16 protein-coding genes are annotated in these 11,382 nt (G+C 45.3%); 3 read left to right on the top strand and 13 right to left on the bottom strand.

Translation table 11 applies throughout. The features are described from left to right. Nucleotide 1 precedes the first annotated feature (1 nt). The 6 genes from BN4_RS01905 to BN4_RS17430 all read right to left on the bottom strand — a co-directional run bounded on the left by BN4_RS01905 (nt 2) and on the right by BN4_RS17430 (nt 3,373). A complete protein-coding gene (locus tag BN4_RS01905; protein ID WP_015413660.1) occupies nt 2-232 on the bottom strand; it encodes a DUF465 domain-containing protein in 231 nt (76 codons plus the stop codon). 307 nt (nt 233-539) lie between these two features. After that, nucleotides 540-1,043: a DivIVA domain-containing protein gene (locus BN4_RS01900; RefSeq protein WP_015413659.1), complete on the bottom strand. Its 504-nt coding sequence runs from the start codon at nt 1,041-1,043 to the stop codon at nt 540-542. A 35-nt stretch (nt 1,044-1,078) separates the two neighbouring features. Beyond that, nucleotides 1,079-1,390, bottom strand: coding sequence for a YggT family protein (locus tag BN4_RS01895; RefSeq protein WP_015413658.1), 312 nt, complete (start codon nt 1,388-1,390; stop codon nt 1,079-1,081). 87 nt (nt 1,391-1,477) lie between these two features. After that, nucleotides 1,478-2,158: an HAD family hydrolase gene (locus BN4_RS01890; RefSeq protein ID WP_015413657.1), complete on the bottom strand. Its 681-nt coding sequence runs from the start codon at nt 2,156-2,158 to the stop codon at nt 1,478-1,480. Between the two features lie 15 nt (nt 2,159-2,173). Then, a complete protein-coding gene (locus BN4_RS01885) occupies nt 2,174-2,971 on the bottom strand; it encodes a hypothetical protein (RefSeq protein WP_015413656.1) in 798 nt (265 codons plus the stop codon). Nucleotides 2,972-2,992: 21 nt separating this feature from the next. Next, complete coding sequence (locus BN4_RS17430; RefSeq protein WP_015413655.1) at nt 2,993-3,373, bottom strand: hypothetical protein; 381 nt, start codon at nt 3,371-3,373, stop codon at nt 2,993-2,995. A 223-nt stretch (nt 3,374-3,596) separates the two neighbouring features. Between BN4_RS17430 and tatA the strand changes: the two genes are divergently transcribed. Next, nucleotides 3,597-3,785, top strand: coding sequence for a twin-arginine translocase TatA/TatE family subunit (gene tatA, locus BN4_RS01880; RefSeq protein WP_015413653.1), 189 nt, complete (start codon nt 3,597-3,599; stop codon nt 3,783-3,785). Nucleotides 3,786-3,846: 61 nt separating this feature from the next. Here the strand turns inward: tatA and pgsA are convergent, their stop codons facing one another. The 3 genes from pgsA to BN4_RS01865 are packed head-to-tail and all read right to left on the bottom strand — an operon-like array spanning nt 3,847 to nt 6,128. Further along, nucleotides 3,847-4,413: a CDP-diacylglycerol--glycerol-3-phosphate 3-phosphatidyltransferase gene (gene pgsA / locus BN4_RS01875; RefSeq protein ID WP_015413652.1), complete on the bottom strand. Its 567-nt coding sequence runs from the start codon at nt 4,411-4,413 to the stop codon at nt 3,847-3,849. A 15-nt stretch (nt 4,414-4,428) separates the two neighbouring features. Continuing rightward, entirely contained in the window at nt 4,429-5,322 is an 894-nt protein-coding gene (locus tag BN4_RS01870; RefSeq protein ID WP_162138608.1) for a hypothetical protein, read from the bottom strand. 5 nt (nt 5,323-5,327) lie between these two features. After that, the gene (locus BN4_RS01865; RefSeq protein WP_157871239.1) at nt 5,328-6,128 is read right to left on the bottom strand and encodes a hypothetical protein; all 801 of its coding nucleotides are present in this window, start codon (nt 6,126-6,128) and stop codon (nt 5,328-5,330) included. 299 nt (nt 6,129-6,427) lie between these two features. Between BN4_RS01865 and sixA the strand changes: the two genes are divergently transcribed. Next, nucleotides 6,428-6,916, top strand: coding sequence for a phosphohistidine phosphatase SixA (gene sixA, locus BN4_RS01860; protein ID WP_015413649.1), 489 nt, complete (start codon nt 6,428-6,430; stop codon nt 6,914-6,916). Here the strand turns inward: sixA and miaA are convergent. From miaA to BN4_RS01840, 4 genes are read right to left on the bottom strand one after another with little or no spacing between them, the layout of a single operon-like run. Then, nucleotides 6,900-7,844: a tRNA (adenosine(37)-N6)-dimethylallyltransferase MiaA gene (miaA, locus tag BN4_RS01855; protein WP_015413648.1), complete on the bottom strand. Its 945-nt coding sequence runs from the start codon at nt 7,842-7,844 to the stop codon at nt 6,900-6,902. The genes sixA and miaA overlap by 17 nt on opposite strands. Before the next feature lie 6 nt (nt 7,845-7,850). After that, on the bottom strand, nt 7,851-8,369 hold the full coding sequence (gene coaD, locus BN4_RS01850; protein ID WP_015413647.1) for a pantetheine-phosphate adenylyltransferase: 519 nt from the start codon (nt 8,367-8,369) through the stop codon (nt 7,851-7,853). Then, nucleotides 8,357-8,917, bottom strand: a complete 561-nt coding sequence (rsmD, locus tag BN4_RS01845; protein ID WP_015413646.1) for a 16S rRNA (guanine(966)-N(2))-methyltransferase RsmD — start codon at nt 8,915-8,917, stop codon at nt 8,357-8,359. The genes coaD and rsmD overlap by 13 nt, the downstream gene beginning before the upstream one ends. Next, nucleotides 8,918-10,525: an MBL fold metallo-hydrolase RNA specificity domain-containing protein gene (locus BN4_RS01840; RefSeq protein WP_015413645.1), complete on the bottom strand. Its 1,608-nt coding sequence runs from the start codon at nt 10,523-10,525 to the stop codon at nt 8,918-8,920. Nucleotides 10,526-10,720: 195 nt separating this feature from the next. On the opposite strand from BN4_RS01840, the gene BN4_RS01835 reads away from it, so the two are divergent. Further along, entirely contained in the window at nt 10,721-11,380 is a 660-nt protein-coding gene (locus BN4_RS01835; RefSeq protein WP_015413644.1) for an LOG family protein, read from the top strand. Nucleotides 11,381-11,382: the final 2 nt, after the last annotated feature.

The raw sequence follows: 11,382 nt of genomic DNA, 5'->3' as shown, positions 1-11,382 counted from the left end.
CTTAAGCCTCCTCTCCTCTATATTTGTCAAGCAGGGTCTGTAACTGAGTCTTACCTGCCAACTTTTTCTTCTTGAGTTCTTTCATTTCCTGAATTTCCGTAGGGGAATGATAGGATTTCGACTCAATCTTATCTAACAATTTTTCGTATACAATGTGCTGATCCCATAGAGCCTTCAATTCGGCGTCTTCTCCCTCATGCTTCACAATGAGTTCAATGTCATTGGCTTCCATGTACCGCTCCTTTGTTACTGGTTGTTGCGTTTGATCAAAGTCAGAAAGGCACTGAAATCAACCACTCCCGCATTATTGATAACCAATTTTCGCTTTGATTTGACGAACCGGACAATCCCATCCAATTCCGGTTCAATAATCGATTACTCAAAGCTCCTGAGTTCCCTATCCCTCTATTGCCTACAGCCGGCATAGCTGTTCTTCAACACCTTCTGCTTTCCCCACAGCAAGAGGAATTTGCTCCGAAGCGAAAAAATAAATCTTATTACTTTTACTGACAATTCCATTTGAAAACACGCCAAAGACTTTAGTCAACTTTTTTTAAGTATTTCAACTTGGACTCCAACTCTTCGACTTGGTCTCTTCCCGGTTCGCTCAATTCCACCATTTCCAAATGCGACTTAAGCAGTCCTTTTAATTCTATCTCAAAGCGACTTCTCTGCCTTTTCAAAGCCTCTATCTCTTCATGAATTTGCGCCAGCCGATTATGCCCTTTCTGCACAGTTGCATCGGCCTTTGCCCGCGCCTCATCCATGATCAATTGCGCTTCCTTACTTGCTGATACCTTTAAGTCATCAACCATCTTTTGGGTGCTCACCAAAGTATCACGCAAGGTCTCGTCGCGTTGCCGATACTCCTTTACAGAGTGTTCAAGCTGACGAATCTTCCGTTTAAGATTCTTACGCCTATCTGCAGCATTTCCAAGCACTTCAGCCAATTCCAGCATGAACTGGTCAACCTCAATGCGAGAATACCCAAACATCCTACGAGAAAACTGTTTGTTGAGGAGATCAATTTTAGAAACGGTCATTTCGGCCCCCTTAAGGAAGTCCCTCAAAGAATCTGTCACAGCATTGGAGAGCCTGAGCCAAAAGAGTAGGCTAAGCGCATAAGATTACCGACAACAACAATCTCGCACACCTTGATAGCCAAGATAACGATGATTGGAGACAGGTCGAAACCTCCAACAACGACAAACGGGACAACACTACGAATTTTGTAAAATACAGGTTCCGTTACCCCACGTAAAAAACGAACAATAGGATTATATGGGTCAGGGTTTACCCAGGAAAGCAACGCAGAGATGATAACAATCCAGAAATATGCGTTGAGAACAATACCAAGAATAGTTGCGATAGCGCGGACAATCAAGTCCATGAAACCTCCAGAATAAGTGAATTTTTCAGTCCACTGCAATAGTATCAATGTGAGTAATTTCGCACACCAAATTGCAAGAAGCAAGTTTTAAAATCTTGGAGCAAATCCCTTATAACAACGCTGCATTGCGGCCTTGATATCCCAAAAGCTCTCAATATGAACCTGAGCGGACAAAGATTGATTCCTATATGCCCAGAATCGGACTCCCGATGCACGCCCAGCTTTTTCATCGACCAAGGAATCACCTATATACGCAACTTCTTCAGGCTGCATGTCCAGCTCTCTCAAAATTTTGAACATTCCTTCAGGATGAGGTTTCGGTGAAACCAATTTCCCGGAAGTCATGACCGGAAAGAAAAAACCCTCCAGATCCATAAGCTTCAAGATAAAGTCCATCGAATCTGCCCGGCTGGTATTGACGGCAAGTTTAAATCCTGTGTCCCGCAACCAGCACAGGAACTCACGAACCCCTTCAGATCGCGTCATGTATTGCGTCAAGCTGCTGGAATCAAAATTCCGCACCACTTCCCAAGCCTGTTCGAAAAGCTCATCAGGAACGATGTGTTTGATGGCATCCCTATGCGTAAACATGTGAACATGTTTTATTTCTGAAGCAGTGAGAGGAGGAAGTCCCAATTGTTCTTTTATATTTCCATAATAGTGAATATTCGCCTGTAATGAATCTATAAGAACCCCATCACAATCAAATATAACACATTTAAGCCCTTCAAGGAGCTTGACATTCATAAGTGGATTGGCCAACGCCATAGATCATCTCCGAGGTTATTCCATTATGGCGACAGTCACTTCTGACAAAAGAGAGGGGGTGCTCGGCTGCTTACGTCGACCGGCAAACCTCCAGACAGGCTGTGAAGCTATTTGAGCCCCCTCTGGTAACTCCATGCCTTTTGGTGCGGGACTGAAATCTATTTCCAATTCCCTCCAGTGAGCATAAATTTCCTGCTCAGTACAAAAAAGAATAGCTTCTGCTGGCAAGAAAAGAGGAAGCGCTTCAATAATCCGGTGCCATGGAAGACGAACTCTCTGCTCATCCAATTGCCCGCCCGTGTGGCTTTCTGTTGCGCTCAATTCAAGCACACGACCGTTGACACGATCCTCATCTTCCATCCCTAAAGTGGTATCAAGGGACTTCCATGAATCCTTGATACCTCTTTCGAGTTTTTTCAGTTCAATCATTCGCTCCTCAAAAAACCAGGCCAACAACAGAATAAACTGAGCCTTTGAAAAAGCCTCTTTTTCTTCCCTTGCGGCTTTCGTCCCCTTCCCGTCATCAAACTGACGAGTCAACTGCGCACGTATGGACAGAGAGGATCCTTCGTAAAACTCTTCTGTGGACATAACGCCAAAATATGCCATTTCACTCGGGTCTTTGAACTGTTCGCCAAACCGAATACAGTCGTCAATCAAAGTGTGAGCAGTCTTGGAATCAAGAGGTAAATTTCCAGGACGAAAACCTCCTTCAACATCCTGCTCCACCATCCCGGGGTCAAAGGTCGAGACTTTCCCTACAAGCTCAGTGGGAAGAAATTCCGAATGCATATGTGGAAAGGCTAACAGCATAGTACGTCTCCTTAAATCGATTCAAATGGACTGGCGACTCCGATCAAGGCGGAAATGGCGACATCTTCCCGTGCACTTTGGCAAGCTCAATAGACAAAGTCCATCAACAACATAAACACAATGAGGGATGTCATTATTGGGGGCATGAGTATAGTCAAGACAATGAAAAACATCGCGTGCCAACCGTTGGAATTGCCGCTCCCACAAATCGGGAACCGATGAGTCATCGACTTTGAATGCACCGACTCTATCGAGAAAATCATCATAGGCATCACCCCAATGAACGAGAACCCGACATCGCCACCGGGTATAATACCCTGGGTTCAAATGCTCTTGATAGAAACATCGTGCTGTTTCATGATGTAGGCACCCAGTACCGGGCAATTGTTTGATCTCTGCCATTTCGCCACCTTCAGTTCACCTTCTCGTCCAAGAATGATGATTGCAACAGCTTGTTTCGCTTACAAGATGTAAAGCCCCATGGTGTAATTGTAAAGGTTGAAGCAACGCTTTTAAACTTCGCTTTTTTATCAGACAAAAAGGTCCATTATCTTGACCTTAACTGTGCGCAGGTGTATGACCTCATCATTCGAAATTCAGAGATTTTTACTATTGGAGGCTCTATATGATCGGCGGATTTGGAGTATGGGAACTGTTGATTATCCTCGTTATCGTGCTGGTCATCTTCGGTGCCAAAAAGTTGCCTGAAATAGGCGGCGGCATTGGACAGGCCATCAGCAATTTCAAACGGGCTTCCAGCGAGCCTGAAGAGATTGATGTGACTCCCAAAAATGAGGATAAAAAGGAAAATTAGTCAAATGTCAGACGACACTGATTAAAATAAAGCCCGATTGTTGCAACAATCGGGCTTTATTTTAATCTCCATTCACTTCCTCGAATAAAGCGAATCCTCTCTTTAAATAAGCGCCTCCAGACCAAATCGTCAAAAAGGCTGTCACCCATACCATTATGTTGAGTATGAAAGGAAACTCTAGAGAAAACGTTCGAGTAATCATCACATAAATGATCAAAAATATTTGGACAACAGTCGTCAGCTTACTAACCCAGATTGGTTGGATACGATTTTTTACATCAACACCCCAGAGATTCAGGGCAAATAACCCACCAATGATGATGACATCACGACTGACTACCAGGACAGCCAACCAAGTTGGCAGCCAAAGCTTGAGGGCAAGGCAAACAAAAGATGTCACCAAGAGGGCTTTGTCCGCCAGTGGATCCAGCATGGCACCGAGCTGTGTCCGTTGATTCCAAATACGGGCCAAAAAACCATCTAGAGCATCAGTTAATCCCGCTATAGCAAAAAGAATCCACGCCAAATTAAAATTTTCACTCGTATACGCCATGACGAAAACCGGAGTCAAAAGAATCCGGCTTAGGGTAAGAATGTTGGGAATTGTCCATATGTCGTCTTGAGCCACTCCTCCCCTCCTCTTCTAATCCCCCGACAACTGATAGGTCACACCCCGTTGGGGTAAATACGCCTGAAGCAACATTTCCAGACGCTGATCATCAAGGAGTCTCAGTTCCCAGGTCCCACCAACCCCGGAGGGTTGCAAGTTCAATTCTGCCAATGAGACATCCTGAACAGCAGAATCCCAGCCCTTGAGAACCCTGTCGAATTCCAAAGCTGCGTCCGGAGAGAACCAGCCTGCAACGGATAATTTTCTTGTCGCTCTTAAGGGCTGGCTTTGCTGTGATTGATGAAAATATTTGCCCCAAAGATTAAACCATACTACCGACAAATCCTTATTAATATAAGCCCATTCTTTCTTCTCCGAAAAAAGAGATCCTTTAAAAGTACCTTCAGGACCGTTTTCTATTTTTAAGGAAGGCAAAACTCCTTGAGTGTTTCGAATGCCTGTCAGCGTCATTAATCCGCGCAATTTAACGAGATTTTCCTCTGATATGTCAGCAGCCCATTCGACATTCGCGACCAGTGGGGCCATGACAGTTGAAAACAACCCCATATTTTTAAGCCCCTCACGCAACGGTTTTTTATTAATCCTGACATCAAGATCAAGAATAACACCATCTTCTGTCGATTGGGATGAAACCACTTTATAGCCCTGGATATACGGTTCAACTCGGGTTAAAAGGTACTCTTTGAAAAGATCACTACGAGATTCATCCAATTCTGCTGGCAACATGACACGGGCTTCCATTAAAACAGCTTCAGCAAAACCTTGAGTCAGGGCTTGCTGGCGAAGTTCCATTGGGGAGACATCTTCTTGTATAGGCAAAAAAACCTGCACCTCTCGAGCCATCGCAGCACCACTTTGAAAACAAAAAAGAAAAGCAAAAATGAAAAAACAATATCTGATCTTCAACATTTCTATTGATCCTCTAAAGGCAAATCACTTGAATAAACGCCCTCTTCAACATTCAACCCCTCGATGCTATCCAAAACAACCACGACACGGCAATTCTCAAGAACACCGGGCGAGCGCAATATAGTTTTGATTAAACGCGCCATTGGAGAGGCTATCACAAGATCTGTCCGCCACGATCCATAGACGCTCAGAGCTGGAACCAGCAAGGGATTTGTACCGACACGTTTCTCAAGGACTACGGGATTGGGAGTTGTAACATAACTGACAACACCTTTGTTGATCGCATCAGCCCTGCTCACCATGAAAGCCCCATAAACGCCGACACCGTCTTGTCCAAAAATGACCGGTGTTAACGCGGGAGTGACTTTGAGACCACGAGCATCAATAATCACCCCGGTATATCTCGATATTCCGGTCCCGACAGGTTCAGGGACTGTTTCCTGAAAAGAAAGATCTTGCTCAAAAGAGGTTGCCATTTTTGGAGGAATGCCGCTTTGGAACGGAATAGTTGTCGGCAAAATAAGCTCTGCGAGTTTTCCACGTAAGATTTCAAAAACACGCACTTCACCATTTTCGTTAAACACAGAGGGGCGTTCAATGGGGGAATTCTGGACAAGGCCTCTCACACGCTCTGCCAGTTCATTCTCTTCTGACAGATACGCCGAAACAGTCTGTCGAGAGTCAACACGAACCGAGAGTATCATGTCGAGCATTTGTTTCCGTGCCGAAATAACAGCCTTACGAACCGAAAGCGACGTCAAAGCGGCCTTTTCTTCGTCTTCAGAACCTTGTATTCCCTTCACAACGAGGAGCTCCCCATTGTCCCAGGAAATGGTCGCGTTCTGGCTCAATCTTTGAACATACCCCTGAGACGAGTATGCCCAAACAGGAAAGGCCAACAATAAAGAGGTACTCAAGAGGAGTATACGCAAAGACATGTGTATTGATATATCCTTGAAGGTGACAAGTGGTCGATTCGAATTTTCAAAACTGATTGGGATGTATCGCGCTTGTGCTTTTTCCGCAAGCCACGCCTAGCGGCTCTTGCTGCCAGAAAAAGACAATGTTATTCTTCTGAAAGTATATTATTACGGAGCACACTATGTTAATTCATTTAATGCAACACGGAGCCTGCCTGCCCAAAGAGCTTGATCCTACTCAACCTCTCAGTCCTGTTGGCCGAGAACAAATTGAAAAATCGGCAAAAGCGGCACAAAGGCTTGGACTTAACTTTGAACTGATAATTGCCAGTCACAAACCTCGTTCATTCCAAACAGCCGAAATCATGGCCCAGGGGACGAACTATCCTTTGAAGCGCATTGAATTGAGTGACACAGTAACACCAATGGCCGCTCCTCAGTCCACTCTGGATTTTATTCAAGAGTACGAAGGCCTGGATTCGATATTGATTACAGGCCATCAGCCCTCATTGACAAGACTTGTTTCAACCCTTTTAACAGGATCTGAGCATCTCAAAATAGTAATAGAAAATGGCGGTCTTATACAACTTTTAATGGGAACAGGCACAAGACTCGCAAGCCTGAATTGGCACCTCTCTCCAGCACATCTGACATTTATCGCCGAAAGTTAACTCCACTCTTATCAAGCCATTGCAAAGCAAACTCAGCAACAGCTTCCCCTTCGCCAAGGGAAAACCAGTTGATGTCAGTCTCTTTTTTAAACCAGGTTATCTGCCGCTTGGCGTAAGCTCGAGTATGCTTGATCCATTCAAGCTGGGCAGTTTCAAGTGATATTTCCTTTTGCAGATACGCCAATAATTCAGCACACCCTATTCCGGTCCACCCCGGAGCTCGTGGGTCCGGACATGCGGCCAGAGCAACTTGGGCCTCTTGAAGAGCCCCAAGTTCAAGCATGGAATCGATTCGAGCCGCAAGATGCGGTTCCAACTCTTTGAGGGATATATCAATACCTATTTTCAAAGCCTTGCATGGAGCAGGAATATGTTCGCTATTGGTATGCCACCATGTCATATTCTTTCCGGTAGCAAGAAAGACTTCAGCCGCCCGGCTATTTCTCTGTGCATCGTTCGGATGAATTTTCGCAGCATAGTCAGGATCGGTAGCCAGCAATTCTTCATGGAGTTTTTGCGGCCCCTCTGATTGCACTCGAGCCAAGACTGCTGTGCGAATTTCCTCAGGGATGGGAGGTATTGGCGCAATTCCCTGTAAAAGAGAGCGTAAATACATCCCAGTCCCTCCGACTAAAACCGGCAGTCGTCCTGCTTTCCACACCTCATTGATCTTTTCCATTGCCAACGTAACGAACCGGGCCGCTGTCATCTTCGTCTCTGTTGGTAAGAAACCATATAAAAGATGAGGGCACATGCTCTGCTCTTCCTCATTGGGCTGTGCCGTAATAAGAGGGAAGTCAGCATAGACTTGGCGAGAATCAAAATTAATGACACTCACCGGAACCTGGCGGGATAGCGTAATGGCTGCTGCCGTTTTCCCTGTACCAGTTGGACCAAGCAGGCAAACGACTGAAGGAATTTGTTTCATGGGAGCTTACTTGCCCTCCGCACAACCAAATTGAACACCGTAGCGAACTTGGAGCGGATCAATGACTTGCTCTGGAACCAATCCACAGACATCACCACCATATTTGGCAACCTCCTTGACGATCGTCGAACTCAAGTACATCCACTGAAAATCAGTCATCATGAAGACTGTTTCAATTTTCTGCGCTAATTTTCGATTCATCAAAGCCATCTGAAACTCATATTCGAAATCAGAGACCGCTCGAAGACCGCGCATGATGACCCCCGCGCCTTTACTTGCCACATAGTCAATAAGCAAACTGTTGAATGGCTCAATAACAAGATTACACTCTCCCTGAAACACATCGTGAGCCATCGCCACTCGTTCCTCTACAGAAAAGAGTGTTTTTTTGGGGGTACTTTCGGCAATAGCAAGGACAACTGTGTCAAAAATTGTGAGTCCACGCCTAATCAAACTGACATGCCCCATAGTCAATGGGTCGAAAGTGCCGGGGTAAACGGCTATCTTTGGATTTAATTCCGCCATAATAGAATCCTGGTTTGACCGTATTCACGATCGGTTAGAAGTTCCATATCCGCAATACGCCCATCTGCGGAAGGCAGTACTGATGTTTCCACTTCTGCAAGGACAAACGCTCCGTCAGCAATCCATGACTTTTCCAACGCTTTCTCCAAGGCAGGGACCAACAGATCTCGCCCATAAGGCGGATCAATAAATACCAGATCAAATGGGAGCTCCGGCTGTTTGGAAAGAACAGCGAAAAGGTCCTTGCTCATGACCTTGGCCCGCTTCTTTTCAATACCAAGGTCAAGTAAATTTTTCCTAATTAAACCTGCGGCTTTATGGCTCTTTTCAACAAACCAGGCAGAAGGTACTCCTCTGCTCAAACACTCCATTCCCAAACTTCCACTTCCCGCAAACATGTCAATGACACGAGCAGTGGAAAAATCAACACCCCTTGCCGACAACATAGAAAAAATCGATTCCCGAACTTTCATCGTTGCAGGGCGATAACCGGGACCTTCGCAGGTCTTAATTCTTCGCCCTTTATACCGTCCACCAACGATTCGCATTTACATCTCTGAAATTAGCGCGAGAATATCGCGGTTGACGTCCAGCAACTTGTCTCTCAATTCAACCTGGTCAACCCAGGGACGATTTTCAACATCTTGAACTCGCGATTTCAATTCTGCATACAGAGATTGAGAATCTCGGAGGATGTATTCCCAATCCACTCTGGGTTGAGCAATATCCATATCAACAACAGGTTCGAGTTCCTGCCCTGGTTCAAGCTCTAATTCTTCCATATATTCAGGTATATGAACTTCAAAACCAAATTTTTCTGATATCAAGTTTGCAAATTCTTTTTGAACCTCAGCCTCCCCATGCACAAGAATGACCTTGACCGGCTTCCCGCGCATGGCCCCCAACCAACTCATCAAATCATCCTGCCCAGCATGACCGGAAAAGCCGTTAATCGTAAAGATTTTTGCATTAATAGCGACCTCTTCTCCGAATAACCTGATTTTTTTGGCTCCGTTGAGAATCTTCCGCCCAGGAGTTCCGACTCCCTGCCATCCGACGAAAATAACACTGGCTCCGGGCTTCCATAGATTATGCCGCAGATGATGTTTAATACGCCCGGCATTGGCCATTCCACTCGCCGAGATGACAATTGCAGGCCCGTCACTCTCATTAATAGCCTGGGACTGATCCCGAGTTTGGGTAAAATGTAAATTCGGGAGATCCAGAGGGTGTTCCCCTCGCCGAATAAATTCCTGAGTCTGCTCATCATAAAATTCCGGATGTTTCCTGAATATTTCCGTCGCGCGAATAGCAAGAGGACTATCAAGATAAACAGGCATGTCAGCAGGAAGACGCCCCTGCTTCTTGAGCAGAAAAAGTGAATAGATAATCTGTTGCGACCTTTCGACAGCAAAGGCCGGGATGACAACCTTTTCGCCATTGGCATAACTATAGTCAATGGCGGCCGCCAGTTCGTCTAGATTATGTTCTTCGTTGGGATGATTACGATTACCATAGGTAGATTCGAGAAAAACATAATCAGCAGTCTCGACACCAACCGGGTCTTCGACAATCAACTGCTCAGGACGTCCCAAATCCCCCGAGAAAACGGCTTTGGTTCTTTTACCATCCTGTTCGTATTCAATCTCAATAAATGCCGACCCCAAAATATGTCCGGCATTTTTGTAGGTCACTTTTATACCTGGTGCCGGTTCAAACGTTTTGTCATATTCAACAGAGGCCAATAAAGGGATTGTCCCTTCAGCATCTACAATACTGTACAAACTGCGTACCGGTTGAACTCCTGTTCTCATTCGCTTGCGGTTCGCCCATTCAGCTTCCATTTCTTGAATATGAGCACTATCGAGGAGCATTATTTCTAACAAATCCCTCGTTGGAGCTGTACAATAAATCGGATTCTTAAACCCTTTGGCGACCAGGGCTGGCAAGAGGCCACTATGATCAATATGGGCGTGAGTAATCAGTATAAAATCGAGATTTTTAGCACCATATGCATCAAAATTCCGATTTCTCTTCTCTATTTCCTTGTTTCCTTGATGCAATCCACAATCGAGAGCAAATCGTTTACCCCCACATTCAATAATATAACAAGATCCGCTAACAGTCCGGGCCGCACCCATGAAGGTTATTTTCATAAAGAATCTTCTCGCTTTTATGAGGTGTGGAAATACATGCAACAATACTCTTTCGAAAGGACAAAAATCGGTGTAATAATAATGTGACGGCAGACGCTTACATTCACTGCCGACTGTGCATACATGCCTTATTAACGATGATCAGGCAACTTCTCCATACCGAGATTAACATCACCAAAAGAACAAGGAGTTCCCATGAAACGCCGCTCAAAACAATATCTCATCGACGACCTCTCGATACAAGAATCCTGGCGCCTTTTCAAAATCATGTCGGAAATTGTCGATGGTTTTGAAAATTTATCCGAAATTGGTCCAGCAGTTTCAATGTTTGGTTCAGCACGAGTCAAACCTGACGAGCCTCTTTATGCGAGTACGGTTGAACTCTCCAAAAAACTCTCGCAAGCAGGTTTTTCGGTCATAACAGGAGGTGGTCCAGGGCTCATGGAAGCTGGCAACAAAGGAGCCTTTGAAAATGGCGGCGAATCGATAGGCCTGCACATTCACCTCCCAATGGAACAGCACAACAATCCATACCTTAACATCCGCAGTGACTTTCGATACTTTTTCATCAGAAAACTCATGTTTATAAAATATGCACTGGCATACGTCGCTCTCCCTGGTGGATTCGGCACCCTTGATGAACTCGCAGAGGCACTCGTACTCATTCAGACCCATCGAATCAAGCCTTTCCCGATAGTCCTCTTCGGCACTCAATTCTGGGGGGGCTTGGTTGATTGGTTCAAAGAACAATTAGTGGTCAATCATTTTGCCGAAAGCACGGACCTCGACCTGTTCATTGTCACAGATGATCCGGATGAAGTCGTCTCTCACATACAAAAGCACGTCATTCTTTAATT

This window comes from Pseudodesulfovibrio piezophilus C1TLV30 (genome assembly GCF_000341895.1).
In the GTDB taxonomy this organism is placed as follows: domain Bacteria; phylum Desulfobacterota; class Desulfovibrionia; order Desulfovibrionales; family Desulfovibrionaceae; genus Pseudodesulfovibrio; species Pseudodesulfovibrio piezophilus.
The sequence above is the reverse complement of the archived record's forward strand: the minus strand, read 5'-3'. Positions and strand labels throughout refer to the sequence as shown.